This is a genomic window from Roseomonas nitratireducens (assembly GCF_017813355.1).
Taxonomy (GTDB): Bacteria; Pseudomonadota; Alphaproteobacteria; order Acetobacterales; family Acetobacteraceae; genus Neoroseomonas; species Neoroseomonas nitratireducens.
In genome coordinates, this window is record NZ_JAGIYZ010000012.1 from 70,575 (window position 1) to 96,459 (window position 25,885).

Sequence of the window (25,885 nt, forward strand, 5' to 3'; positions counted from 1 at the left end):
ATGCCGCGGACGACGCCGCTCGCCCCCGCCGCGCCCTGCCTGCGGCTCGCCACCACCGAGGAGGACTGGGCGGCGCTGACGCCCGCGGAGCTCCGCGCCATGTGGTGGTCGATGCAGGCGATCCGGTCCTTCGAGGAAGCGGTGCTGCGGCTCGCCTCCGAGGCGCTGGTGCACGGCCCGGCGCATTCCTCGATCGGGCAGGAAGGCGGTGCCACGGGGGCGATCCTCGCACTGAAGCCCGGCGACCAGATCAACGGCAGCCATCGCGGGCACCACCAGTTCCTCGCCAAGGCGCTGCGGCATGTGGGTGCCGCGGATGCGGTGACGCCGGAGGCGCGCGGCGTGCTGCGCGGGGCGCTCGCCGAGATCATGGGCCTCGCGCCGGGCTATTCCGGCGGGCGCGGCGGGTCGATGCACCTGCGCTGGGCGGAAGCGGGCGCGCTCGGCACCAATGCCATCGTCGGCGGCGGCGTGCCGCTCGCGGCGGGCGCGGCGGCGGCGATGAAGTTCGCGGGGACGGACAATGTCGCCGTCACCTTCCTCGGCGACGGTGCGACGAACATCGGCGCGGCGCCGGAGACGATGAACCTCGCCGCCGCCTGGAACCTGCCCATCGTCTTCTTCATCGAGAACAACCTCTACGCGGTCTCCACCACGGTCGCCGAAAGCACGCGGGAGACGCGGCTCGCCGCGCGCGGCATGGGCTTCGCCATCCCCTCCTGGCAGGTGGACGGGATGGACCCGCTGGCCGTGAAGCTGGCGATGGAACAGGCGGTGGCGCTCTGCCGCGCGGGACAGGGACCGGCGATCGTCGAGGCCGAGTGCTACCGCTTCTTCCACCAGAACGGCCCCCTGCCCGGCTCCGCCTTCGGCTACCGCACGAAGGAGGAGGAGGCCGCCTGGCGCGCGCGGGACCCGATCGCGCTGCTGGAGAAGCGCATCCCGCGCGAGGAGGCGGCGGCGATGCGCGCGGAGATCGAGGCCGCCATGGCCGCGATCGTGGAGGAATTCACCGAGCCCGCCGGCAATGCGCGGCGCATCCGGCCCGCGCTCTGGCCTAATCCGGCGAGCAAGGACCAGCACATCCGCGGCGACCTCTCGGAGCTCGCCGGCGCGCGCACCGAATTCCGCGGCCGCATCGTGCAGCGCAAGTTCATCGAGGTGGTGGCGGACGTCATGCATCGCCGCATGGCGACGGACCCGCGGATCGTCGTGATGGGGGAGGATATCCACCGCCTGCGCGGCGGCACCAACGGCGCGACGCGCGGCCTGGCCGAGGCCTTCCCCGGCCGCATCCTGGGCACGCCGATCAGCGAGGCCGCCTTCATGGGGCTGGCCGGCGGCATGGCGATGGATGGCCGCTTCCGCCCGGTGGTGGAGTTCATGTACCCGGACTTCCTCTGGGTCGCCGCCGACCAGGTGTTCAACCAGGCGGCCAAGGCGCGGCACATGTTCGCGGGCACGGCGAAGGCGCCGCTCGTGCTGCGCACCAAGGTCGCGATCGGCACGGGCTACGGCAGCCAGCATTCGATGGACCCGGCGGGCATCTTCGCCACCGCGCCGGGCTGGCGGATCGTCGCGCCCGCCACGCCCTACGACTATGTGGGGCTGATGAACGCCGCGCTGGCCTGCGACGACCCGGTGCTCGTGCTGGAGCATGTCGCCCTGTACCAGAGCGAGGGCGAGGCGCCGGAGGATGACCTCGACTACGTCATCCCGATCGGCCGCGCGCGGATCGCGCGGCGCGGCGCGGCGGTGACGGTCGCGACCTACCTCAACATGGTGGCGCAATCCGTCGCGGCGGCGGAGGCCGCGGGGGTGGATGCGGAGGTGATCGATTTGCGCACGCTCGATCGCGCCTCGCTCGACTGGACGACGGTGGAAGCCAGCGTGCGGCGCACCGGCGCGCTGATCGTGGTGGAGGAAGGTGCTGCGGGCCCGTCCTGGGGCGGCTGGTTCGCCGATGCGGCGCAGCGGCGCTTGTTTGACTGGCTGGATGCGCCCGTCGCGCGGGTGACGGGCGGCGAGGCGAGCCCGACCATCTCCAAGGTGCTGGAACACGCCGCGCGCGCGACGCAGGCGGATGTGGAAGCCGCGCTGCTCGCCATGGAGCGCGAGCGGGGGCGGCGCTGATGCAGCCGCGCGCGAGCATCTCCGGCCATACCGCGATCACGGTGATCCTGGCGCATCCGGTCGCGCATGTGCGCACGCCGCAGGCGATGAACGCGCATTTCGATTCACTCGGGGCCGATGCCGTGCTGGTGCCGCTGCATGTGCTGCCGGAGGACCTCGCGAGCGTCGTCGAGGGGCTGCGCCGGATGCGCAACCTGCGCGGCATCGTCGTGACCGTGCCGCACAAGGAAGCGATCGCGCGGCTCTGCGACGACCTGACCGAGGAAGCGCGGCAGGTCGGCGCGGTGAACGTCATCCGACACGAAACCGATGGGCGGCTGACCGGCGGGCAGTTTGACGGGGAAGGCTTCGTCGCGGGGCTGCGCGGCGCGGGGCACGACGTCGCCGGGCGCGCGGTGTTCATGGCGGGCGCGGGCGGGGCCGCGGCGGGGCTTGCCTTCGCCTTCGCGCGGCATGGCGCGGCGCGGCTGACCATCCACAACCGGACGGCGTCGAAGGCCGAGGACCTCGCCGCGCGGGTCCGCGCCGCCTATCCGGGCTGCGAGACGCGCGCGGGCGGGGCCGATCCCGCCGGGCACGACGTGGTGGTGAACGCGACCTCGCTCGGGATGCATGCGGGCGACGCGCTGCCGCTCGATGTCGCGCGCCTCGCGCCGCCGATGCTGGCGGCGGAGGTGATCATGGCGCCGGAAGTCACGCCCTTCCTGGCTGAAGCCGCGCGGCGCGGCTGCGCGACCCATGGCGGCAAGCCGATGCTCGCCGCCCAGATCGCGCTGCTCGCCCGCTTCATGGGCGCTGTGTAGCGACGCTTACGAAGGACGGATGCCGGCGGCGCGGATCACCGGCGTCCACTTGGCCATCTCGCTCGCCAGGAAGCGCGCGGCGCTGTCGGGCGTGCTGTTGGTGGTGACGTTCATCGTCATCTGGCCGAGGCGCTCCTGCACCGCGGGGATCGCCAGCGCGCGGTTGAAGGCGGCGTTGATGGCGTTGACCGTCGGCATCGGCGTGCCCGCCGGCGCCATCACCATGTGCCAAGTGTAGCATTCGAAGTCGGCGACGCCGCCCTCGATGAAGGTGGGGACGTCGGGCGCATAGGGCATGCGCGTGCGCGTGCTGATCGCGAGCGGGCGCAGCTCGCCGCGCTGGATGTAGGGCAGCGCCGCCGCGGCCACGTCGAAGATCATCGGGATGCGGCCGGCCAGCACCTCCGGCACCGCGGCGGAGGACCCGCGGAAGGAGATGTGGTTCACCTTCAGCCCGCCCGCCATGTGCAGGAACAGCTCGGTGCCGAGATGCACCGCGCCGCCATTGCCGGAGGACGCGTAGTCGTACTTGCCGGGGTTGTTGCGCAGCAGCGTGATGAGTTCCGGCAGGGTGCGCGCCGGGAAGTCGCGGTTCACCAGCAGGATCTGCGGGATCTGGCCGATGAAGGCGGCCGGCGTGAAGTCCGCCACCGGGTCGAAGGGCAGGCGCTCGAACAGGCCGGGCAGGTAGGCGTGGCCGACCGTGGTGTAGAGGATGGTCTGCCCGTCCTTCGGCGCCTTGGCGACCATGTCGGTGCCGACCACCACGCCGGAACCGGTGCGGTTTTCCACCACCATCCGGTGCGGCAGGAACTTCGACATCTCGTCCGCCAGCAGGCGCGCGGGGATGTCGGTCGGGCCGCCGGCGGCGAAGGGAACGACGATGCGGCCGGGGGAGGTCGGCCAGGCGGCCTGGGCGCGGGCGGCGGCGGGCGCGAGCGCGGCGGCGGCCCCAAGGCCAAGGATATGGCGGCGGTTCATTCTCTCTCTCCCGGACGGAGGCTGTTTCCTGCCGCCTATCTGGCCGCGCGCCGGGCGTGGGTCAATGCCGCCTCAGGCCGGGTCGATCCGGCGGCCGCTCTCGGCCTCGAAGACATGCAACGCGCCGGGATCGGGGGTGAGGGAGAGGCGTTCCGCCGCCGCCGCGCCGGGCACGCGGGCGGTCAGCGCCGTGCCGTCCGCCAGCCGCCCGTGCAGGACGGTTTCCGAACCCAGCGGCTCGGCCAGTTCGACCGCCATCGCGATGCCGTCCGCGCCGTCGACGGTCAGGTGTTCCGGCCGGATGCCGATGGTCACCTTCGTGCCGTCCGCGCCAGGACGCGCGCCGTCCGCAAGCCGCCAGAGCGCGCCGCCGGCAAGGCGCACCGCGGTGCCGCCCTGTTCGAGCGTGCCGGGCAGCAGGTTCATCGCCGGGCTGCCGATGAAGGTCGCGACATAGGTGTCGGCGGGGCGCGACCAGACCTCCATGGGCGTGCCCACCTGCGCGGCGCGGCCTTCATGCATGACGACCAGCCGGTCGCCGAGCGTCATCGCCTCCACCTGGTCATGCGTGACGAACAGGGAGGTGACGGACAGCCGCTTCTGCAGGCGCCGGATCTCCGCGCGCATCTGCACGCGCAGCTTGGCGTCGAGGTTGGACAGCGGCTCGTCGAAGAGGAACAGCTTGGGGTGGCGGACGATGGCGCGGCCCATGGCGACGCGCTGGCGCTGGCCGCCCGAGAGCTGGCGCGGCTTGCGGTCGAGCAGCTGGGCGATGGAGAGCATCTCCGCCGCCTCCTTCACCCGCGCGGCGATCTCGGCCTTCGGCACGCCGCGGATCTTCAGCCCATAGGCCATGTTGTCGAAGACCGTCATGTGCGGATAGAGCGCGTAGGTCTGGAAGACCATGGCGATGTCGCGGTCCGCTGGCTCGAGCGGTGTCACGTCCTGCCCCTCGATCAGGACCTTGCCGTCGGTGGCGGTCTCGAGCCCCGCGACGATGCGCAGCAGCGTCGATTTCCCGCAGCCGGACGCGCCGACGATCACCACCATCTCCCCGTCCCGCACGGCGAGGTCGATGCCGTGCAGCACCTTCGTCGCGCCGAAGGATTTGCGGACGCCCTGGATGTCGAGGCTCGCCACCGCGCTACTTCTCCGTCTCGGTCAGGCCCTTGATGAACCAGCGCTGCATCAGCACCACCACGAGCACGGGGGGCAGCAGCGCCATCATCGCGGTCGCCATGATGGTGTTCCACTCGTTCTGGGAATCGCCGGTGCCGATCATCTTCGTCAGGCCGACGACGATGGTCTCGAGCGTCCGGTCGTTCACCATCAGCAGCGGCCAGAGGTACTGGTTCCAGCCATAGATGAACAGGATGACGAACAGGGCCGCGATGTTGGTGACCGACAGCGGCAGCGCGACGTCGCGGAAGAAGCGGAGCGGGCCGGCGCCGTCCATCTTCGCGGCTTCCACGTATTCGTCCGGGATGGTCAGGAAGAACTGGCGGAACAGCAGCGTCGCGGTGGCGCTCGCCATCAGCGGGATGGTCAGCCCCGCCATGGAGTTGGTGAGGTTCATGTTCACCATGACCTCGAAGGTCGGGATGATGCGGACCTCGACCGGCAGCATCAGGGTGATGAAGATCAGCCAGAAGGCGATCATGCGCCCCGGGAAGGCGAAGAACACGACGGCGTAGGCCGACAGCAGCGAGATCGCGATCTTGCCCACCGCGATCAGCACAGCCATCAGCGCGCTGTTGAACAGCATGGCCGAGGCCGGCACGGTGAAGGTGTTGCGCGTGCCCGCCCCGCCCGTCGTCCAGGCTGAGGTGTAGTTGTCGGCGCCATGCGGGCCGAACCACAGCGGCACGTCGCCGCGGCCGAGGCTGCCGACATCGTGGGTGGAGCCCACCAGCGTCATCCAGATCGGGAAGGCGAAGACCAGCACGCCGAGCGCGAGCGCGGCGTAGGCGAGCACGCGCCCGCGCGTCTGGCGCCGGCGGGATGCGGCGGCGAGCGCTGCGGCATCGGCCATCAGTAGTGCACCTTGCGCTCGATGAAGCGGAACTGGATCGCCGTCATGGCCATGACCAGCACCATCAGGATCACCGACTGCGCCGCGCTGCTGCCGAAGTTCAGGTTCTGCACCCCGTCCACGTAGACCTTGTAGATCAGCGTGGTGGTGGACAGCCCGGGCCCGCCCTGCGTCAGTGCGTGGATCGTGCCGAAGGTGTCGAAGAAGGCGTAGACCAGGTTCACCACGAGCAGGAAGAAGGTGGTGGGCGAGATCAGCGGGAAGATGATGGTCCAGAAGCGGCGCAGCGGCCGCGCGCCGTCGATCGCCGCGGCCTCCAGCACGTTCTTGGGGATGGATTGCAGCCCGGCGAGGAAGAAGATGAAGTTGTAGGAGACCTGCTTCCAGGCCGCGGCGATGATGACCAGCGTCATCGCCTGCCCGCCATTGATCTTGTAGTCCCACATGATGCCGGCGTTGTTCAGCATCCGCCCGAAGATGCCGATCTGCGGATGGAACAGGAACAGCCACAGCACGGCGGCGACGGCCGGCGCCACGGCATAGGGCCAGATCAGCAGCGTCTTGAAGGCGGTCGCGGCACGGATCGCCTTGTCCGCCTGCACGGCGAGGAACAGCGCGACGGCCATGGCGAGCACGGCGACGGAAGCCGAGAACACCGCCGTATTCCAGACCACCGTCAGGTAGTTCGGGTCGGTCAGCACGTCGACGAAGTTCTCGAGGCCGACGAATTCGCGCGACAGGCCGAAGGCGTCCTCCCGCAGGAAGGAGGACCAGACCGCCTGCCCCGCCGGCCAGAAGAAGAAGATGCCGGTGATGAGTAATTGCGGCAGCAGCAGTGCGACGGGCAGCGCTACGCCGCGGAAGATCACCTTCTTCTGCATGATGCCCCGCTGCCCGCGTGAGGGACGGGGAAGGGGCGCGCCCTTCCCCGGCCTGCCTTACTGGCGGTTCTGCCGCTCGAAGTTGCGCAGCACGACGTTGCCGCGCGTGACCGCGTTGTTCAGCGCGGCCTCGGCGTTCTGCTGGCCCTGGAAGGCGCGCTCCATCTCCTCCTGGATGATGGTGCGGATCTCGACGAAGCCGCCCAGGCGGATGCCCATCGAGTTCTCCGTCATCTGCCCGCCGCCGCGCAGCAGCTGCGCGATCGGGATGTCGGCGCCGGGGTTCTGGCGGTAGAAGCCCTCGCCTTCCAGCGCGCGGAAGACCGACTGCCGCACCGGCAGGAAGCCGGTCTCGACGTGCCACTTGCGCACCACATCGGGGCGGGCGAGCCAGGCGAAGAACTGCGCGATGCCCTGGTTCTCGGCCGCGCTGCGCGTCGCGTTCGGGCCGCGGTTCATCGCCCAGAAGGATGCGCCGCCGATGATGCCGTTGATCGGCGCGCCCTGCACGCCTTCGTAGTAGGGCAGCATGGCCACGCCCCACTGGAACTGCGCTTCGCGCTGCACGCGGGCGCGCAGGCCGGAGGAGCCGAAGATGATCGCGCAGGTGCCGTTCGGGAACAGCGCGTCGCCCTGCCCGTCGCGGCCGCCGTAGCGGAACAGGCCCTCGCGCTGCCAGTCCACCAGGTTCTGCAGGTGGCGGACCATCAGCGGGTTGTTGATGCGCAGCTCGGCGTTCAGCCCGCCGAAGCCGTTGCCCTGCGTGGCCAGCGGGATGTTGTGGATGGCGCTGAACTGCTCGATCTGCGTCCAGGTCGGCCAGGCCATGGTCATCGGGCATTCAATGCCAGCGGCCTTCAGCCGGCGCGCCGCCTGCTCAAGCCCCTGCCAGGTCTGCGGGAACTCGTCCGGGTTCAGCCCGGCGCGGGTGAAGGCGTCGCGGTTGTAGAAGGCGACCGCCGTCGAGGAGTTGAACGGCATCGACATCATCCGCCCGTCGCGCAGGCTGTAGTAGCCGCGCACCGCGGGGAGGTAGTCGTCGAAGGGAATCTGCACGCCGGTCTCGGCCAGCAGCTCGTGCAGCGGCTTCACCGCGCGGCCGGCGGCCATCATGGTGCCGGTGCCGACCTCGAACATCTGGACGATGTGCGGCGCCTGGCCGGCGCGGAAGGCGGCGATCGCGGCGACCATCGTCTCGGGGTAGGAGCCGCGGAAGGACGCGACGACGCGGACCTGGTTCTGGCTCGCGTTGAAGTCGGCGGCGATCTGCTCGAGCATCCCGCCCAGCGGCTGGGTCAGCCCGTGCCAGAACTGGATCTCGACGGGCTGCTGGGCCGCCGCGGGGGCGGCGAGGCCGAGGGCAAGCGCCCCGGCAGCAAAGGTCCGGCGCAACATGATGACGTGGTTCTCCCTGGTTTGGGTCGCGGGGCAGTAGCCGCCGACCTTTACCGAGAGATTACAGAAATAAGTCAGACAGATGAAGCCGCCGGCGCGTGGCCCACCAGTTTTTCATAGACATCCGGGTCGGTTGCCCCCTCGGTCCCGAAGATCAGCACCCTGCTGCTCTCATCGAGGCCCAGGGCCGTCCGCGCGAAGGGCTCCCGCGCCGCCAGCAGCAGGGCGGCGAGGCCCGCGACGGCGCTTTCCCCGGCCACCACCGGCGGCGTGCGCGCGGCCAGCGCCTTCATGCAGGCCACGGCCGATTCGTCGGGGACGGAGAGGAAGGCGAAGGCGCCGCGCTCCAGCTCCTGCCAGGCGAGCAGCGAGGGCTCCCCGCAGGCGAGGCCGGCCATGAGCGTATCCAGCTCCCCCGGCACGGTGGTGGGCGCGCCGGCCTCGGCACTGGCCAGCAGGCAGGCCGCCTTGTCGGGCTCGGCGACGATGACCTTCGTCGCCGCCCCGAATCGGGCGCGCATCTGCACCGAGACGGCGGCGGCGACGCCGCCCACCCCGCCGGGGACGAAGACATGCGTCGGCGCCTGGCCGATCTGGTCGGCCGCTTCCTCGGCCATCAGCCGGTAGCCCTGCATCACGTCGCGCGGCACTTCCGTGTAGCCGGGATAGGAGGTGTCGGAGACGACGAACCAGCCATTCGCCTCGGCCTGCTTCTGCGCTTCGCGCACCGCGTCGTCATAGGTGCCGGGCACGACGCGGATCTCCGCACCCCATTTCGCGATGGCGTCGCGGCGGCCCTGGCTGACCGTCTCATGCACGAAGATGACGCAGGCCGCGCCGAAGCGCTGCGCGCCCCAGGCGACCGACCGGCCATGGTTGCCGTCCGTCGCGCAACAGATGGTGATGGCGCGCGTCGCCGCCTTGTGGCGGCCATCCATCAGTTCCTCGGCGGTCGCGGCATTGGCCACGCCGCGCCGGGCGAGTTCGGCCTGCAGCAGCCGCATCACCGCATAGGCGCCGCCCAGCGCCTTGAAGGACCCCAGGCCGAAGCGCCCGCCCTCGTCCTTGTAGCGCACGCTCGCCACCCGCGCGGCCTCGGCGGCGTCGGGCAGGTCGCGCAGCGGCGTCGGCGCGTAGCCGGGCCAGGAGGCGATTTCCTCCTTGGCGCGGCGGAAGCCGCCCTCGGGCAGCACGACGACGCCCGGCGTGCCCTGCCGGCGGTTGATCAGGAAGCGGAACGGGAAGGTCGGGATCATGGTGGCCCATATTGCGCCGGCGCCCGCCCCGCGCCAAACCGGACGCATCATCTGAGGGGGACGGCATGAAGGTCAGCATCCTGGGCGGCGGCGGGTTCCTCGGGCGGAAGCTGGCCGCGCGGCTGGCGAAGGACGGGGCGCTGGGCGGGCGCGCCATCACCGCCCTCACGCTGTTCGACCTGAAGGCGCCGGCGCCGGTCGAGGCCCCCTTCCCCGTCATCTGCATGGGCGGCGACGTCGCCTCGGTCGAAGCGGTCAAGGCCGCCATCCCGCCGGGGACGGAGGTGGTGTTCCACCTCGCCGCCGTGGTCAGCGCGGCGGCGGAGGCCGACTACGACCTCGGCGTGCGGGTGAACATCGCCGGCACCCAGGCGGTGGTCGCCGCCTGCCGGGCGCTGGGGACCAGGCCGCGGGTGATCTTCACCTCCTCCGTCGCCTCCTTCGGCGGCGGGCAGGATGCGGTGGTGCCGGACGATGGGCGGCAGATGCCGACCAATTCCTACGGCGCGCAGAAGGCGATCGGCGAGTTGCTGCTGCAGGACGCGACGCGCAAGGGCTTCCTCGACGCCGTCAGCATCCGCCTGCCCACGGTGATGGTCCGCCCCGGGCGGCCGAACAAGGCGGCGTCGTCCTTCGTCTCGGCCATCGTGCGCGAACCGCTGCTGGGGCTGTCCACCGACTGCCCCGTCCCGCCGGAATTCGCCGTCTGGATCTGTTCGCCGCGCAGCGCGATGGAATGGTTCCTCCATGCCGCGACGATCGACGCGGCCGCGCTCGGCGCCGATCGCGGCATCAACCCGCCGGGGCGGAGCGCGACGGTGGCGAAGATGCTGGAAGCGCTCGCCGCCGTGGCTGGCCCCGCGGCGCGGGAGAAGGTGGGCTTCGTCTTCGATCGGGAGGTCTACGACATCGTCGTCGGCTGGCCCGCCGCCTTCGGGGCGGAGCGTGCCCGGCGCCTCGGCTTCGCCGAGCAGGAATCGCTGGAGGACCTGGTGCGCGCCTTCGTCGAGGACGACCTTGAGGCGACGCGCGCCGAGCGGGGCCTCTGACCGTGCTCGAGATCGTCCGCCACCTGCTGCCGGAAGCGCCCGACCGCGTCGCCCCCTTCAGCCACGCCGTGCGCGCGGGCGACTTCCTGTTCGTCACCGGCCAGATGCCGACGCTGCCCGGCGGCGGCAAGGTTCTCGTGGAAGGCGGGGTCGAGCCGCAGACGCGGCAGGTGCTGGAGAACCTTCGCACCGTCGTCGAAGGCTGCGGCGGCGACATCGCGCGCAGCGTCTTCGCCCGCGTCTACCTGACCGAGTTCGATCGCGACTACGCCGCGATGAACGCGGTGTGGGAAGCCTTCTTCGCCGGCGGGCTGCCGGCGCGCACCTGCGTCGGCGTCACCGGGCTCGCCGTCGGCGCGCTGGTGGAAGTGGATTTGGTGGTCGCGCTCTAGACTTCCGCGACCGCGCCGTCGCGCTCGGCCATCAGGCGGCGCATCGGCTCGCCGATCTCCGCCTTGCGGCCCGTGGCGTTGTCGATCACCACGCACAGCGCGCGCGCCGAGCACAGCAGCCCGCCATCCGCGCGCCACATGCCGTACTGGTGGACGAAGGAGGTGCGGCGGAAGGACGCCGTGCGCACCGCGAGCAGCACCTGGTCCCGGAAATGCCCCGGCAGGTGGTACTTCACCTCGAGCGATCCCACGACCGGCCCGGGCGCCTCCGGCGAGAAGGTCCCTCCGGCGCCGAGCCACCATTCGATGCGCATGTCCTCGAAAAGCGTCAGGTAGGCCGCGTGGTTGATATGCGCGTAGATGTCGCATTCCGCCCAGCGGACCGTGTGTTCCCGCCACAGGCCCCATTGGCCCTCGACGCCGTAGCGGTCGCGCAGCGCGGCTTCCATCTGCCGGTTCCTTCCCCCATGTCGCGGCGCAGCATGGCGCGGCGCGGCGCGTTCCGGAAGGCCGCGCTTGATCGCCATGCGCCGGGGCGCGAGGCTGGCCGCAACGAAGGCCGAGGAACCGCCATGATCGCACGCCGCCACCTGCCGCTCGCCGGGCTGGGCCTTGCCCTGCCCTTCGTGAAGCCGGCCCGCGCCGCCTGGCCGGCCGACCGGCCGATCGAGGTGATCGTGCCATTCCCGCCCGGCGGAGGCGTGGACGCGGTCGGGCGCTTCGCCACCCACCAGATCACTTCCCGCGTGCCGGGCGTGCGCTTCGTCATCGTCAACCGCGCCGGCGCCTCGGGGCAGCTCGGCATGGAGGCGATCTTCAACGCGGCACCCGACGGCTACACGATCGGCGCCATCGGCAGCCTCAACGTCTCGACCCTGCCGCTGGAACGGCCGGTGCGCTGGAAGGCGGAGGAGTTCACCTATTTCGCCAACATCGTGGACGATGCCTGCGGGCTGTGGGTGCTGCCGAACTCGCCGATCCGCTCGCTCGCCGACCTCGTCGCGGCGCTGAAGCGCCAGCCGGAAAGCGTTTCCGTCGGCAGCGCGGCGGGCGTGGGCTCGGACGACCACCTCGTGCTGCTGGGGCTCGAGGAGAAGGCCGATGTGCGCGCCCTGCACGCGCCCTTCAACGGCACGGCGCAGGTGCAGCGGGACATGCTCTCGGGCGCGGTCGACGTCGCGTCCTTCAACATGAGCGAGGGCATCGTGCTGATGCGCGAAGGGCGCATCCGCTGCATCGGCCAGGCATCCCCCGCGCGCTGGTCCGCGGCCCCCGACGTGCCGACCTTCCGCGAGCAGGGCTTCGATGTCGTGATCGGCTCGGCGCGCGGCATCGTCGGCCCGCCGGGATTCCCGCCCGAGGCCGCGCGCGCGCTGGAAGCGGCCTTCGCCGCCGCCTTCGCCGACCCGAACTACGTGCGCGACGCGGAGCGCGTCTCCCTCCCGCTCCGCCCGCTGGTCGGGCGCGAGTACCGGGAGATGGTGCTGGCCGAAGGGGAGACGGTGCGCGCGATGTACGCGCGCCGGCCCTGGCGGCGGTAATCCCTTGCGGCGGCGTTCCGGCGCCGCCTAGCCTTCCCCCAACGAAGCATTCGGGAGGAAAGCACCATGACCACGCGTCGCGCCCTGCTGGCCGGGGCCGGCAGCCTCGCCCTGCCCGCCACGCTCAGCGCCCAGCCCGCCTGGCCGGCCGACAAGCCTGTGGAGGTCATCGTCCCCTTCCCCGCCGGCGGCGGCGTGGACGTGATGACGCGGCTGGTGATGCCGCTGGTCGCGGCGCAGATCCCGGGCATGCGCCCGGTCATCGTCAACCGCACGGGTGCCGCCGGGCAGATCGGGCTGGAGGCGACCTTCAACGCCGCGCCCGACGGCTACACCATCGGCGCCACCACCATCCCTGCGCACAGCGCCATCCCGCTGGAGCGCAACGTGCGCTACCGCGCGATGGACTTCACCTTCATCTGCAACATCGTCGAGGACGCGAACTGCTTCTACGTCCGCGCCGAGAGCCCCTTCCGCACGGTGGCGGACGTGGTCGCCGCGGCGCGCGCGCGGCCGGGGGAGATCACCTACGGCACCACCGGCATCGGCAGCGACGACCACCTGTTCATGCTGGCCTTCGAGGCCGCGGCCGGCCTCGCGCCCATGGTGCAGGTGCCCTTCGCCGGTGCCGCGCCGCTCATTCCGCAATTGCTCGGCGGCAACATGGACCTCGCCGTGCTGAACGTGAACGACGCGCTGCAACTGAAGCGCGAGGGGCGGGTGCGCATCCTCGCACAGGGGGCGGCGCGACGGCAGCCGGAAGCGGCCGACGTGCCGACCTTCCGCGACCAGGGCTTCGACATCGTGGGCGGCGCGTCGCGCGGCATCGTCGGGCCGCCCAACATGCCCGCGCCGGTCGTCGCAAGGCTGGAAGCCGCTTTCCGCAACGCGCTGAACGACGAAGGCTTCCGCCGCGACGCGGAACGCCAGTTCATGCCGCTGCGGCCGCTGTTCGGGGCGGAATACAAGGCCTTCGCGCAGGGGGTGGATGAGGGGCTGAAGCGGCTTTGGCAGGTCAGGCCCTGGCGGGGGTGAAGGTCGGGGTAGGAGAACCTCCCCCGAGCCCCCTCCCTTCTTTGGTCACAAAGAAGGTTGAGGGGGGTTCCGGGGGGAGAAGTTCCCTTCTCCCCCCGCTCCTACAAGCCCGCCTGCTCCAGCCGCAGGATCGCCCGCGCCATCGCCTGGGCGCGGGGGACCACCGTCTCGACCTCGAGGTATTCCTCCGGGCTGTGCGCCTTGCCGCCCACCGGGCCCACGCCGCACAGCGTCGGCGCGCCCAGCGCCGCGGTGAAGCCGGAATCGGCGCAGCCGCCGGTGAACTCGGCCTCCACCTTCAGCCCGCTGTCGGCGGCCGAGGCCTGGTAGATCGAGAACAGCCGCGTGCTTTCCGGCGTCGGGTTCAGCGGCAGGAATTCGCCCTTGATGGCGAGCCGCGCCTTGGTGCCCGGCACGTAGGACCGCGCGACGATCTCGTGGATCGCGCCCATCACCTCGTCGCGGTCGGCGGGCTCGATGTAGCGCAGGTCGATCTGGAACTGGCAGGCGGGGGCGGTGGTGTTCACGCTCTGCCCGCCCTGGATCAGCCCGACATTCAGCGTGATGCCGCGGGCGAGGTCGGTCAGCGCGTGGATGGCGACGATCTTGTTCGCGGCCTCGCCGATCGCGCTGATGCCCGCTTCGAAGTTGCCGCCCGAATGCGCGGCCTTGCCCTCGATGTCCACCACGCTGAACACGCCGCCCTTGCGCGCCTTGACCACGTTGCCGGAGACGCGGCCGGGCTCGCTGTTCAGCACGACGCGGGCGTTGCGCGCCTCGGCCTCGATCACCGGGCGGCCCTCGGGGCTGCCGATCTCCTCGTCGCCGGTGAACAGGCCGACGAGCGGGCCCGGCGCGCCGCCGAACTTCGCGAAGGCGGCGAGGACGAACATGTTCATCACGATGCCCGCCTTCATGTCGGCCACGCCGGGGCCGTAGGCGAGGCCGCCCTCGATGCGGAAGGGCCGGCGCTCGGGCTCGCCCTGCGGGAAGACGGTGTCGCGATGGCCCATCAGCACGATGTTGCTGCGCTGGTTGCCGGTGCCGATGGCGTGGCCGCCTTCCACGAAGCCGCGGATGCAGTCGCCATGCTTCGTGCCCGGCACGATCTCCGTGCGGATGCCGTGGGATTCGAGGAAGCGGCGCACCTGCGCGCCGGTGCGGTCCACGCCCGGCTTGTCGTAGGACCCGCCATCGGTGTTCACCATCTCCTCGAGCTCGGCGAGCATCGCGGCCTTCTGCGAGGCGAGCCAGGCGGTGATCTGCGCTTCGGTGGTCATGCGGGCGGTCTCCTTCGCGGCAAGGCTGGCACCGCCCGCGCCCGCCGCAAAGGGGGCGGCGCTACTCGATCCGCCCCAGCGCCCGCACCGTGCGCACCAGCCGCGCCGCGTCCTCGTTGTAGAAGCGCAGGAAGGCCTCGCCGTCGCGGTGGTCGAGCGTGTTGCCCGACGCCGCCATGACGCGGATGAACTCCGGGTCGCGCGCCACCTGGGCGGAGGCGGCGCGGATGCGCTCGATGACCGGCGCCGGCGTGGCCGCGGGCGCGAACAGCCCGACCCAGATGTAGAACTCGCAGTCCGGGAAGCCTTTCTCGATCAGCGTCGGCACCTCCTCGAACCCCGCCAGCCGCGTGCGGCCCCAGGTGGCGAGCGGGCGCAGCGCGCCGCTGCGGATATGCGGCGCGACCGGGCCGGGGCCGGAAGCCAGGCACTGCACCTGCCCGCCCAGGATCGCCGTCAGCGCCGGCCCGCCGCCCTGGAAGGGCACGTGCAGCATGTCGAGCCCCGCCGCCTGCGACAGCTGCGCCATCGGCACGTGCAGCGCGGAGTAGTTGCCGGCCGAGGAGTAGGAGACCTGCCCCGGCCGCGCCTTCGCATCGGCGATGAACTGCTCGATCGTGCGGATCGGCGATGCGGCGGGCACCACCAGCACCGTCGGGTCGGCGGCGAACAGCGCGATGGGGGTGAGCATCTCCGGCGTGTAGGACGGCTCCCGCCCATTCACGCGCGCGGCCTCGGGCAGCAGCGCCATCGAGGACAGCGCCATCAGCAGCGTGTAGCCATCCGGGGCGGCGCGCGCGACGAAGGCGTTGCCGATCGCGCCCGCCGCGCCGCCGCGGTTCACGATCGGCACGGCGACGCGCCAGATGCGTTCCAGCGTCGCGGCGACCGGCCGGCCCACCACATCGGCCTGCCCGCCGGGCGGGAAGGCGACCACCATGCTGACGGGGCGCGATGGGAAGCTTTCCTGCGCTATCGCCGTTGGCGTGCCGCCTGCGAATGCGATCGTTGCCAGTACCGTCCTGCGCCGCATTTCTTTCGTTCCTCCCAGTGTGACAACGTCAATGAGCCAGAATAGCGAAGGGCGGTCGTCAAAAAATGCGCATCCTCAAGCCCCAGGCGCGCGCCTTACGCGACCTGCTTCGCGCAGTTGGACGACCACAAAGGTCAACGCGAGAACGCCCAGGGACAGCATGAACAGTGTCCCAGCCCAGAGGAACACCTCCGAAAGCCCCATTCGCGGTGACGGGTCAGCGATGGCCTGCATCAGTAGGCCGATATGCAGCGCGCCAACGGCCGTTGTCAGGAGCAGCAGCAAAGCGATGAAGAGCACGCGTTGCGCGCGCTTGCGCAGAAGCAGGCCGGGCAGAAGCAGGAGCGCGAACTCGCCGCCTCCGCCGCTAGCCAACCCATCCTCGAACGCCCTGTCCAAGGCATCTGGCGCGCGCTGCCGAAGGCGTTGGCTTCGCGCCGCGAGCAGTGCCGTTGCCACCAACGTCGCGACGGACAGGGCGAGCAGCAGCCAAGCCATTCACGCCACCGGATTCTCCAGCACGCCGATCCCCGGCACCTCGATCCGCACGCGGTCGCCGGCCTTGAGGAACTTCGGCGGGCTGAACCCGATGCCCACGCCGGCCGGCGTGCCGGTGGCGATGATGTCGCCCGGTTCCAGCGTGATGGCGGCGGAGATCGTCGCGATCAGCGTCGGGATGCCGAAGATCAGGTCCTCGACCGGCGCGCGCTGGCGCAGTTCGCCGTTCACCCAGGTGGAGATGGAAAGCTTCGGCGGCACGCCGGCGGCATCCGCCGTGACGATGGCCGGGCCCATCGGGCAGTAGCCGTCGATGCCCTTGCCCAGGATCCACTGGCGATGCTTGTGCTGCAGCGTGCGCGCGGTGACGTCGTTGACGATGGTGTAGCCGAACACATGCGCGTAGGCGTCGGCCTCGCTGATGCCGCGGCCACCCTTGCCGATCACGACGGCGATCTCGCCCTCGTAGTCGGTGCTGTTGGAGGAATCGAGGAAGGAAGGGATGGGCTCGCCCGGCCCGATCACGCTGGTGGGCGGCTTGCTGAACACCACGGGGGCTTCCGGCACCACTTCCTTGGCCGTCGCGTCGAAGCCGCTGTTGGCGAATTCCTTCGCGTGCTCGTGGTAGTTCTTGCCGACGCAGAAGATGTTCTTGGCCGGGCGCGGGATGGGGGCGAGCAGCGTCGCGCCCTCGGCCACCGGGGCCCTGGCGGCGGCCGCGCGCGCGGCGTCCAGCGCCGCGGTGCCGCCGGCGATCAGCGCCAGCATCCCCTGCGGCAGCGTCCCATCCGCCGCGGCAAGGTCGAGCACCTTGCCCGCATCGTCGAGCGCGCCGATGCGCGTGCCCTTCCCGTCCCTGAACGTCACCAGCCGCATCGAATCCTCCCGGTCACCGCTTGCGCACGAATTCGGTGCGCAGCACGAGCCCCTTGATGGCGTCGTGGCGGCAATCGATCAACTCCGGGTCGTCGGTCAGGCGGATCGACCGGATGACCGTCCCCTGCTTCAGGGTCTGGCCCGCGCCCTTCACCTTCAGGTCCTTGATGACGGTGACCGAATCGCCATCCGCCAGCTCATGGCCCGCGGCGTCGCGCACGACGACGCGGGCGGCGGCGGCGGTCGCGGCCGCCACCTCCGACGCCGGGCGCCATTCGCCGGTCGCCTCGTCATAGACGTAGTCGTCATCGCCGTCGGGCATCGCGGCCTCCGTCACGCCGGCTTCGTCGCGGCCGGGTCGGCCAGCGGCAGGCTCGCGGCGCGTTCCAGCGCGCGGGCGGCGCGGAAGGCCAGGTCGTCGCGATAGAGGGGGGCGACCACCTGCACCGCGCGCGGCATCCCTTCGCCGTCGATCGCGACGGGCACGCTGATCGCCGGCTGGCGGGTCAGGTTGAAGGCGAAGGTCCAGGGCGCCCAGTCCCGCCACAGCGAGAGTTCCGGCTGCGCCGTCGGCTGGTCGGCGGCGAAGGCGGCGGTCGGCGTGCAGGCGGTCAGCACCAGGTCGTGGCGCTGGTGGAAGCGCGCCATGGCGTGCGCGGCTTCCAGGCGCATCGCCTCGGCCGCCAGGTAGTCCACCGCCGGCATGTCGCCATGCTTGCGCGCCACGTCGAGGATGCCGGCGTCGAGCAATTCGCGCTTGTCCTCAGGGATCGTCGCGACGACGCGGGCCAGCGCCACGCCCCAGACGCGGCCGAAGATGGCGCGCGTGTCGGGCAGGCCGGGGTCGGCTTCCTCGACGATCGCGCCCTGTTCGGCCAGCATCCGTGCCGCCCCGGCTAGCACCGCCTCGCCATCCTCATCGAGCGGCGGCTCGAAGCCCATGCGGCGGACGATGGCCACGCGCATCCCGGCCACGCCCTCCTCGATCCCGCCCCGCCAGTCGCGCGGGTCGTCCGGCAGGCAGTACGGGTCGCGCAGGTCGTGCCGCGCCATGGCCGAGAACATCAACGCCGCGTCGCGCACCGTGCGCGTCATCGGCCCCGCGACGGCCACATGGCCGAAGGCGCCGAGCGGCCATTGCGGGATGCGCCCGAAGGACGGCTTCACGCCCACCAGCCCGCAATAGGCCGCCGGGATGCGGATCGACCCGCCCGCATCCGTGCCGATGTGCAGCGGGCCGAAGCAGGCCGCCCCCGCCGCGCCGGCGCCGCTGGAAGAACCGCCCGGCGTGCGCTGCGGGTTCCACGGGTTGCGCGTGATGCCGTGCAGCGGGCAGTCGCCCGGGGATTTCCAGCCGAATTCCGTCGTCGTGGTCTTGCCCAGGATGACGGCGCCCGATTCCTTCAGCCCCATCACCGCGGGCGCGTCCTCGGTCGCCGGCGTGGTGTCGGAGGTGCGGCTGCCGCGCCGCGTCGGGAAGCCCGAAAGGTGCAGCAGGTCCTTCACCGTGGCGGGCACGCCATCGAGCGGCCCGATCGGCCGGCCGGCCATCCAGCGCGCCTCGCTTTCCCCCGCGGCCTGGAGCGCGCGGGGGTTCATGGCGGCGAAGGCGTTGACCCAGGGGTTGAAGCGCGCGACGCGCTCCAGCACCGCCTTGAGGGCTTCCACCGGCGACAGGGCGCGGCGGGCATAGAGGCCGAGCAGCGTCTCGGCGGACATCAGCGCGGGGTCGGTGTCGCTCATGCTGAGCGCGGGGTCAGGTTCGGCATGGGGCCACCCTGCCCCCCGACCCCGCGTCGTTCAAGCGGCGAAGGCGCCTATTCGGCGGCGATCGCGAGCCGGTCCTTGCGGCAGGCCATCAGCGGCTGGATGCGCGTGCCGAAATCATCCATCCCCTTCAGGAAGTCGTCGAAGGTCAGCATGATGCCCTTCACGCCGGGCATGGCGGCGACCTCGTCCAGCATCGCCGCGACCTTCGCGTAGGAGCCGACCAGCGTGCCCATGTTGAAGTTTACGGGATTGGCGGCGCGGGTCATGGCCGCGGCGGTGGAATCAGCGCTCGCGGTCTTGTCCTCGGCCGCCTTGCCGAAGAGGTGGGCCAGCGCCTCCTGGTCCGCGCCCGCCACGTAGGAATCCCACTTGGCGAAGGCGGCTTCGTCGGTTTCGTCGGCGATCACCATGTAGAGCATGTAGGCGCCGACATCGCGGCCGGTCTTCTCGGCGGCCTTGAGCACGCGGGCGGGCACGCCGGCCGCCTTGGTGGGCTCGTTCAGCCCTTCGCCGAGGCAGAAATTGTACTCGCACCACTCCGCGGCGAACTCCATGCCGCGGTCCGACTGGCCGGCGGAGACGACGGGGATGCGGCCTGGCGGGCGGGGGCTGAGGACGCACTTGTCCATCTGGAAGTAGTCGCCCTTGTGGTCGGAGACGCCGTCCTCCCAAAGCTCGCGCAGGATGCGCACATATTCCGTGCTGTAGTCGTAGCGCTTGGCGAAATGCTCGTCGCCGGGCCAGAGGCCCATCTGCGTGTACTCGATCTTGTGCCAGCCCGAGACGATGTTGACGCCGAAGCGCCCGCCCGAGACGTCGTCGATCGTCGCCGCCATCCGCGCGACCATCGCCGGCGGCAGGGTGAGGACGGCGGTCGAGGCGAAGAGCCTGATGCGCTTGGTGACCGAGGCGAGCGCCGCCATGAGCGTGAAGCTCTCCAGCCCATGGTCCCAGAACTCGGTCTTGCCGCCGAATCCGTGCAGCTTGATCATGGAGAGGGCGAAGTCGAGGCCGTAGCCCTCCGCCTTCTGCACCACCGCCTTGTTGAGCTCGAAGCTCGGCATGTATTGCGGCGAGGTGGCGGAGATGATCCAGCCATTGTTGTTGATCGGAATGAAGACGCCGATGTCCATCTGAGGCTCCCGGTGCCTGTTGACCGCGGCGTTCTCGCAACTACCGTGCCATCTCCACGCGACGGAGACCGGCCATGAGCGACGCCCCGAAGAAGCCCTGGGAGTGGAGCGAGCCGGAATGGCGCCACATCGTCGGGCGCGCCCGGGCGGGGCGATCCCTCGCGCCGAAGTCGTGGCCGGGGGGGGCGCGCTGCGCCGTCTCGCTGTCCTTCGACGCGGACCACGAGACGATCCCGCTGCGCGATTCGGATGAGAGCCCGATGCGCATCAGCCAGGGGCAGTATGGCGCGCGGCAGGGCGTCCCGCGCATCCGCGCGCTGCTCGCGCGGCACGGGGTGAAGGCTTCCTTCTTCTACCCCGCCGTCTCCGCGCTGCTGCACCCCGACGAAGTGCGCGCCGTCGTCGACGAGGGCCACGAGATCGGGATCCATTCCTGGATCCACGAGGCGAACACGCAATTGCCGCCGGGGGTGGAGCGCGAGCTGACCTTCCGCGCGGCCGATACGCTCGAGAAGATCGGCGGCCGGCGTCCGGTCGGCATCCGCACCGCCTCCTGGGATTTCTCGGTCGACACCATGTCGATCATCCAGGAGCTGGGGCTGCTGTACGATTCATCGCTGATGTCGGACGACGACGCCTATGAGCTGGAGGTGCAGGGCAAGCCCACCGGCATCGTGGAATTGCCGCCCGAATGGATCCGCGACGACGCGGTCTACTTCAACATGCTGCGCTTCTCGGGCCTGCGGCCATACACGCCGCCTTCGGCCGTGGAGGAGATCTTCCGCGCCGAGTTCGACGGTGCCTATGCCGAAGGCGGGCTGTTCCTGCTGACGATGCACCCGCATGTCATCGGCCATCGCAGCCGCATCGCGCTGCTCGACCGGCTGGTCGCCTACATGAAGGGCCAGCCCGGCGTGTGGTTCGGCACGCATGAGGAGGTGGCGCGCTGGTGCGCCGGCCAGGCGGGGATGACGCCGAAGGTCTGACGCGCCCGCGCGCCATGCGGATCGAGGCGCCGCCTCGATCCGGGAGCGCGAATGCGCGACCGCGCCCAGACCGACTGCCGCCGCCAACGCGCCGGTGCACGGCGCGAAAGCCAAGCCGCCGCATGGCGGCGCCGGCGACTGAGGTCAAAGAAACGGCCCGAGGCAAAGCCTCGGGCCGGGAGCGCGAAGCGCGACCGCGCCCAGACCAACCGCCGCCGCCGTCGCGCCAGTGCACGGCGCGAAAGCCAAGCCGCCGCATGGCGGCGCCGGCGCCTGAGGCCAAAAAAACGGCCCGAGGCAAAGCCTCGGGCCGGGAGCGCAAGGCGCGACCGCGCCCAACCTGTCAGCGGCCGCCAGCGCAGCAGCGCATGGCGCGAAGGCAAGGCGGCCGGATGGCCGCCGCCCGCCGTCCGAGGGTCACCGCATCACGTCACGACGATGTTGTACTGCCGGGCCACCGCGGTCCATTCGGTGATCTGCTCCTGCATCACGCGCACGAAATCCGCGCCGAGCAGCGAGGGCGTGCGCGGCAGGGTCTGCAGTTCCTCGAAGCGCGTCATCAGTTCCGGCCGCGCCAGCAGCGTCGGGATCAGCGCGGTCAGCCGCTCGGCGATCGGCGCCGGCAGGTTCTTCGGCGCGGACAGGCCGAGCCACTGCGCCGAGGTCAGCTTCGGATAGCCGAGCTCCGCGAAGGTCGGGATGTTCGGGAAGGCCGGCAGGCGCTGCGGGGTCGAGACCGCGAGCGCGCGCAGCACGCCGTCCTTCAGCAGCTGCACGTTGGTGGTGATCGGGTCGATCAGCGACTCGATCTGGTTCGCCATCAGGTCCTGCATGGCGGGCGCGCTGCCGCGATAGGGCACGTGGTCGAGGTTCGGCGCATTCGCCGCCCCGGTCAGCATGGCGCCCAGCAGGTGCGGCGCCGAGCCGATGCCCGAGGAGCCGTAGCGCACCGGCCGCGTCCGCGCCGCCGTCAGGTACTGGTCGAGCGTGCGATAGGGCGATTCCGCCTTCACCAGCAGCACGTTCGACGCCTCGACGAGCATGCCCATGTGGGTGAAGTCGTTGATGGGGTGGAAGGGCAGCGTCGGCATGGTCGCGGTCGAGAAGACATGCACCGAGGCATGGCTGACGAGCAGCGTGTAGCCGTCCGCCGGCTGCTTCGCGACGAAGTCGGTGCCGATGACGCCGCCCGCGCCGGCGCGGTTCTCGACCACCACCGTCTGGCTGAGCGCCTGGGACAGGGCCGGCGCCATCAGGCGGCTGACCGTGTCCACAAGCCCGCCCGGCGGGAACTGGGCGATCAGGCGGATCGAGCCGCGGGTCGGCCAGGCGCCCGACTGGGCCGAGGCGACGCGCGGCATGGCGAGAGGTGCCAGCGCACCGGCCGCCGTGAGGCGAAGAATGGAACGACGGTTCATCGATGTGCTCCCTGTTCAGGCATGGGCGCCACCGATTGACCGGAAAGAATGCAGGAATGCCGCGATCCGGCCCGGCTGCCCCAGGCATGGGCAGGGTCTAGGCAACTGCCGTGCCGCGGGCGTCGCGATCAGCCCGCCGCGCCATCCGCCAGGGGAACAACACCCTGGGCGCCACGGGCGCGCGAACCCTCATGCTGCGGGAGGAACAACCCGCGCGCCGCGGAAACCGCCACACGGGCACCACAGGGGTCTCATCCGCTCGCCGCGGGCCCGAACCAAGGGGCCCCGCGGCGCGCGGGGCGGCCGCCGTCAGGCGCGGCCGCGCGGCCTGTCGGGGCTGGCCAGGGGCGCGATCTCGTCGCGCCAGCCCTCGGCATCCTCGTCCGGATAGCGCAGGGACAGGTGCGCTCCGAGCAGGCTCACCGCCCGGACGGTCATGGCGAAGCGCCGCACGCCGAGCCGCGGCATGGTCAGGTCCACCGGATCCCCGGCCGTCAGCCCGGGCACGCCGCGCAGCATGGCCCCGCCTTCGGAGACGTCGCGCAACTCGGCATGGTGGATCTGCGTGCCGACGACGGCCGTGCAGGGTTCGTCCACCGGCACGCGCGCCGAACTGCGGCGGTCGCCGAGCCCGGCGGAAATCTTCGCCGCGACGCTGGGATCGATGTCGAGATCCTCTGGCCCGGGCGCGCGCCTGCCTTCGGCCGGCATCATGAATTGGGGCATGGAGCCCTCCGCGAGTTGCCTTTCGAATCAACTACCACAAGTTGCGTCTCACGTTCCAGTGACACGCAATGGATACGTAATCCCTGATCAAATCGCCCCGGCATGGGCAGTCCCGCCTCAGGCCGCCGCGCGCCGCCGCGACGCGCTCATCGTCGCCAGCGCGGCCCGCCAGGCCTCGCCGGACGCGTCCTCCGGCGCGAGCGAGAGATGCACGCCCGCGGGGCTCAAGCCGCGCACCACGGCCGCCACCCGCAGCCCCCCATGGCGCGGCAGGACCAGCGTCACGCTCTCCTCCTCCCGCAGCCCGGCGATGCCGGAGACGAGCGCGCCGTGGCTCGAGACGTTCACGAGCCGCCCGTCCCGCTCGCCCATCCCGCCGATCACCGCGCAGGGTTCGCTCACCGAGATCCGCTCGGACATGCGCCGGTCGGCCTCCTCGATCGAGGTGCGCACCACCGCGACCAACGTGCCGCGCAGCGCCGCGACGTCGCCATCGACCGCCGCGGTCGCGGCGCTGACGCCCGCCGCGTGCTGCCCGGCCTCCTCCGCGGCGGCGGACACGCTGTCCGCCGCGTCGCTCATGCGCCGGACCGCGAGGCCCGATTGCGCGACGTTGCGGGCGATCTCCTGCGTCACCGCCGCCTGCTGCTCCATCGCCGAGGCGATCGCCTGCGCGGCCTCGGAAATCTCGGCGATCATGCCGCCGATGCCGGCCACCGCCTCGACCGCGGCGCTCGTGCCTTCCTCGATCTCGGCGATCTGGCGCGCGATGTCCTCGGTGCTGCGGGCGGTCTGCCCGGCGAGGCCCTTCACCTCCCCCGCCACCACCGCGAATCCCTTGCCGGCGTCGCCCGCGCGGGCGGCCTCGATCGTGGCGTTCAGCGCGAGCAGGTTGGTCTGGCCGGCGATCGAGCGGATCAGGCCGAGCACCTCGCCGATCCGGCTGACGGTCGCGTTCAGCCGGCCGATCGCGGCCTCGGCCGAGGCGCCGCCATCGACCGCGCGGCGCGTGATCTCCCCTGTGCGCTGGGCCTGGCTCGCGATCTCGCGGATGGAGGCGGCGAGCTCCTCGGCCGCCGCGGCGACGGCCTCGACCGCGTCGCGGGCCTCCCCGGAGGTCGCCGACATGGCAGAGGCGCGGGCGGACAGGTCCGTCGCGATCCCGGCCATCGCCTGGGTCTGGCCGGCGATGCTGCCGGTGCGCGTGGCGACGTTCTCGACCGCGAGCCGCGCCTCGGTCTCCACGCGCTCGGCCAGGGCGCCGATGATGCGACGCCGTTCCTCGCCCGCCTGGCGCTCGCGCTCGCCGCGCTCGGCCTCGGCGAAGGCGAGCCGCGCGCGCAGCATGCGCAGCTGGGTCGTCACCTCGCGGAACTCGCGGGCCGCCGGCGTGCCGATGCGCCGGTCGAAGGCATTGGCGGCGATGGCGACGAAGTGGTTCTCCAGATCCCGGATCGGCCGGCGCAGGGCGCGGATCGCGAGCCAGGCGCAGAGCCCGCCGAGCAGCACCGCGAACAGCCCGATCACCAGCGCGCCCTGCGCGTGGTCGGAGAAATCCTCCTGCGCCTCGGCATAGGCGGCCTCGGCGGCCTGGGTCTGGTGCGCGATGACGCGGCGCAGCGCGCCCATCACCGGCGTGAAGAGCGGCGCGGCGCGGTCGCGCAGGTGGCGGTCGAGCGCCTCGGCCTGCCCGGCTTCCGCCAGCGCGAGGGCGGGGCGCAGCCCGTCGCGCAGATAGGCCTCCCGCGCCGCGAGGAAGGCGGCGGCGGCGGCGGTTTCGTCGCCGACCCGCGGAATGGCGGCATAGGCGTTCCAGGCCGCTTCCGCGCGGCCGACATAGTCGCGCACCTTGGCGATGCGCTCGGCCGTGTCGTGCCCGCCGCGGATGTCGATCGGCAGCAGCGCGAGCTGCGTCGCGTTGTCGCGCATCCGGTCCAGCGCCTCGGTCAGCCGCGCGAGGGGGACGGTCCGTTCCTGGTAGACCCGCCGCAGGGAATCGTTGCTGTCGGCCATCCCGCCGAGCGTCATGGCGCCGACGCCGACCACGGCGAGGGTGACGAGCACGAGTGCCGCGGCGATGCGCACCGCGACGCTGTCCCGCCAGGTGGCCAGCCGGGCGCGCCAGCCGCGGCGGACGATCTGCCCGTCATCGAGGCCGATGTCGCGCGCGCGGCCCTCGCGGATGGCGCGGTAGGCCTCCTCGGCCTGGGCCTTCTCGGCCTCCTCCGGCCGGCTGCGGATCGAGATGTAGCCCGTGACCGTATCCCCGTCCCGCACCGGCGTGACATTGGCGCGGACCCAGTAGAAGGCGCCGGCGCGGGTGCGGTTCTTCACCAGCCCTTCCCAGGGGCGCCCGGCCTTGATCGTCGCCCACAGGTCGGCGAAGGCTTCCTTCGGCATGTCCGGGTGGCGGACGACGTTGTGCGGCGCGCCCTGCAGTTCCTCGGCGGAGAAGCCGCTGACGCGCGCGAAGGCCGCGTTGCTGAAGACGATGCGGCCGCCCGTGTCGGTGCGGGAGACGAGGACTTCCTCCGCGTCGAAGGTGACTTCCTCGGTCGTGACCGGCCCATTGACCCGCATCGGCAACATCCTTTCGCACGACGCACATGGCGTCGCGCGAAGGATAGAGGCCGACTAATTAAGACGAGGCTTATGGCAAGGGTGGCT

The 25,885-nt window shown here is 71.4% G+C and carries 24 protein-coding genes; 7 read left to right on the forward strand and 17 right to left on the reverse strand.

Going from position 1 to position 25,885, the window contains the following annotated elements; translation table 11 throughout:
- Complete coding sequence (locus J5Y09_RS13490; RefSeq protein WP_209352323.1) at nucleotides 1-2,133, forward strand: alpha-ketoacid dehydrogenase subunit alpha/beta; 2,133 nt, start codon at nucleotides 1-3, stop codon at nucleotides 2,131-2,133.
- A complete protein-coding gene (locus J5Y09_RS13495) occupies nucleotides 2,133-2,936 on the forward strand; it encodes a shikimate dehydrogenase family protein (RefSeq protein ID WP_209352324.1) in 804 nt (267 codons plus the stop codon). The genes J5Y09_RS13490 and J5Y09_RS13495 overlap by 1 nt, the downstream gene beginning before the upstream one ends.
- A 6-nt stretch (nucleotides 2,937-2,942) precedes the next feature.
- Here the strand turns inward: J5Y09_RS13495 and J5Y09_RS13500 are convergent, their stop codons facing one another.
- The 6 genes from J5Y09_RS13500 to J5Y09_RS13525 all read right to left on the reverse strand — a co-directional run bounded on the left by J5Y09_RS13500 (nucleotide 2,943) and on the right by J5Y09_RS13525 (nucleotide 9,481).
- Nucleotides 2,943-3,917 (reverse strand): tripartite tricarboxylate transporter substrate binding protein, encoded by a 975-nt coding sequence (locus J5Y09_RS13500; RefSeq protein ID WP_209352325.1) that lies wholly within the window; start codon nucleotides 3,915-3,917, stop codon nucleotides 2,943-2,945.
- Between the two features lie 72 nt (nucleotides 3,918-3,989).
- Nucleotides 3,990-5,057 carry an ABC transporter ATP-binding protein gene (locus J5Y09_RS13505; RefSeq protein WP_209352326.1) on the reverse strand — a complete coding sequence of 356 codons (1,068 nt, stop codon included), beginning with the start codon at nucleotides 5,055-5,057 and terminating at the stop codon, nucleotides 3,990-3,992.
- Between the two features lie 4 nt (nucleotides 5,058-5,061).
- A complete protein-coding gene (gene ugpE, locus J5Y09_RS13510; protein WP_209352327.1) occupies nucleotides 5,062-5,949 on the reverse strand; it encodes a sn-glycerol-3-phosphate ABC transporter permease UgpE in 888 nt (295 codons plus the stop codon).
- Nucleotides 5,949-6,830, reverse strand: a complete 882-nt coding sequence (gene ugpA, locus J5Y09_RS13515) for a sn-glycerol-3-phosphate ABC transporter permease UgpA (protein ID WP_209352328.1) — start codon at nucleotides 6,828-6,830, stop codon at nucleotides 5,949-5,951. The genes ugpE and ugpA overlap by 1 nt, the downstream gene beginning before the upstream one ends.
- Before the next feature lie 57 nt (nucleotides 6,831-6,887).
- Complete coding sequence (gene ugpB / locus J5Y09_RS13520) at nucleotides 6,888-8,225, reverse strand: sn-glycerol-3-phosphate ABC transporter substrate-binding protein UgpB (protein ID WP_209352329.1); 1,338 nt, start codon at nucleotides 8,223-8,225, stop codon at nucleotides 6,888-6,890.
- 74 nt (nucleotides 8,226-8,299) lie between these two features.
- Nucleotides 8,300-9,481: a diaminopropionate ammonia-lyase gene (locus J5Y09_RS13525; RefSeq protein WP_245217106.1), complete on the reverse strand. Its 1,182-nt coding sequence runs from the start codon at nucleotides 9,479-9,481 to the stop codon at nucleotides 8,300-8,302.
- A gap of 65 nt (nucleotides 9,482-9,546) precedes the next feature.
- Between J5Y09_RS13525 and denD the strand changes: the two genes are divergently transcribed.
- Complete coding sequence (denD, locus tag J5Y09_RS13530) at nucleotides 9,547-10,530, forward strand: D-erythronate dehydrogenase (RefSeq protein ID WP_209352330.1); 984 nt, start codon at nucleotides 9,547-9,549, stop codon at nucleotides 10,528-10,530.
- A 2-nt stretch (nucleotides 10,531-10,532) separates the two neighbouring features.
- Nucleotides 10,533-10,922, forward strand: a complete 390-nt coding sequence (locus tag J5Y09_RS13535; RefSeq protein WP_209352331.1) for a RidA family protein — start codon at nucleotides 10,533-10,535, stop codon at nucleotides 10,920-10,922.
- On the opposite strand, the gene J5Y09_RS13540 is transcribed toward J5Y09_RS13535, so the two are convergent.
- Entirely contained in the window at nucleotides 10,919-11,371 is a 453-nt protein-coding gene (locus tag J5Y09_RS13540; protein ID WP_209352332.1) for an acyl-CoA thioesterase, read from the reverse strand. The two genes, J5Y09_RS13535 and J5Y09_RS13540, sit on opposite strands and share 4 nt — an antisense overlap.
- 123 nt (nucleotides 11,372-11,494) lie before the next feature.
- Here J5Y09_RS13540 and J5Y09_RS13545 point away from each other — a divergent pair, with 123 nt between their 5' ends.
- Nucleotides 11,495-12,463 (forward strand): tripartite tricarboxylate transporter substrate binding protein, encoded by a 969-nt coding sequence (locus J5Y09_RS13545; RefSeq protein ID WP_209352333.1) that lies wholly within the window; start codon nucleotides 11,495-11,497, stop codon nucleotides 12,461-12,463.
- A gap of 66 nt (nucleotides 12,464-12,529) precedes the next feature.
- The gene (locus J5Y09_RS13550; protein WP_209352334.1) at nucleotides 12,530-13,498 is read left to right on the forward strand and encodes a Bug family tripartite tricarboxylate transporter substrate binding protein; all 969 of its coding nucleotides are present in this window, start codon (nucleotides 12,530-12,532) and stop codon (nucleotides 13,496-13,498) included.
- A 101-nt stretch (nucleotides 13,499-13,599) separates the two neighbouring features.
- Here J5Y09_RS13550 and J5Y09_RS13555 read toward each other — a convergent pair whose 3' ends face one another.
- From J5Y09_RS13555 to rutA, 7 genes are all read right to left on the reverse strand, one after another.
- Nucleotides 13,600-14,778 carry a M20 family metallopeptidase gene (locus tag J5Y09_RS13555; protein WP_209352335.1) on the reverse strand — a complete coding sequence of 393 codons (1,179 nt, stop codon included), beginning with the start codon at nucleotides 14,776-14,778 and terminating at the stop codon, nucleotides 13,600-13,602.
- Nucleotides 14,779-14,839: 61 nt separating this feature from the next.
- A complete protein-coding gene (locus J5Y09_RS13560; protein ID WP_209352336.1) occupies nucleotides 14,840-15,811 on the reverse strand; it encodes a tripartite tricarboxylate transporter substrate binding protein in 972 nt (323 codons plus the stop codon).
- 75 nt (nucleotides 15,812-15,886) lie between these two features.
- Complete coding sequence (locus J5Y09_RS13565) at nucleotides 15,887-16,309, reverse strand: hypothetical protein (protein WP_209352337.1); 423 nt, start codon at nucleotides 16,307-16,309, stop codon at nucleotides 15,887-15,889.
- A complete protein-coding gene (locus J5Y09_RS13570; protein WP_209352338.1) occupies nucleotides 16,310-17,185 on the reverse strand; it encodes a fumarylacetoacetate hydrolase family protein in 876 nt (291 codons plus the stop codon).
- 13 nt (nucleotides 17,186-17,198) lie between these two features.
- Nucleotides 17,199-17,507: an alkylphosphonate utilization protein gene (locus tag J5Y09_RS13575; protein WP_209352339.1), complete on the reverse strand. Its 309-nt coding sequence runs from the start codon at nucleotides 17,505-17,507 to the stop codon at nucleotides 17,199-17,201.
- A gap of 11 nt (nucleotides 17,508-17,518) precedes the next feature.
- Nucleotides 17,519-18,928 (reverse strand): amidase, encoded by a 1,410-nt coding sequence (locus tag J5Y09_RS13580; protein WP_209352340.1) that lies wholly within the window; start codon nucleotides 18,926-18,928, stop codon nucleotides 17,519-17,521.
- 74 nt (nucleotides 18,929-19,002) lie between these two features.
- Nucleotides 19,003-20,088, reverse strand: a complete 1,086-nt coding sequence (rutA, locus tag J5Y09_RS13585) for a pyrimidine utilization protein A (RefSeq protein ID WP_209352341.1) — start codon at nucleotides 20,086-20,088, stop codon at nucleotides 19,003-19,005.
- Between the two features lie 74 nt (nucleotides 20,089-20,162).
- On the opposite strand from rutA, the gene J5Y09_RS13590 reads away from it, so the two are divergent.
- A complete protein-coding gene (locus J5Y09_RS13590; protein ID WP_209352342.1) occupies nucleotides 20,163-21,074 on the forward strand; it encodes a polysaccharide deacetylase family protein in 912 nt (303 codons plus the stop codon).
- A gap of 425 nt (nucleotides 21,075-21,499) precedes the next feature.
- Here the strand turns inward: J5Y09_RS13590 and J5Y09_RS13595 are convergent, their stop codons facing one another.
- From J5Y09_RS13595 to J5Y09_RS13605, 3 genes are all read right to left on the reverse strand, one after another.
- Nucleotides 21,500-22,492, reverse strand: coding sequence for a Bug family tripartite tricarboxylate transporter substrate binding protein (locus J5Y09_RS13595; RefSeq protein ID WP_209352343.1), 993 nt, complete (start codon nucleotides 22,490-22,492; stop codon nucleotides 21,500-21,502).
- A 309-nt stretch (nucleotides 22,493-22,801) separates the two neighbouring features.
- Nucleotides 22,802-23,218, reverse strand: coding sequence for a PilZ domain-containing protein (locus J5Y09_RS13600; protein WP_209352344.1), 417 nt, complete (start codon nucleotides 23,216-23,218; stop codon nucleotides 22,802-22,804).
- 117 nt (nucleotides 23,219-23,335) lie between these two features.
- Entirely contained in the window at nucleotides 23,336-25,798 is a 2,463-nt protein-coding gene (locus tag J5Y09_RS13605) for a methyl-accepting chemotaxis protein (RefSeq protein ID WP_209352345.1), read from the reverse strand.
- Nucleotides 25,799-25,885: the final 87 nt, after the last annotated feature.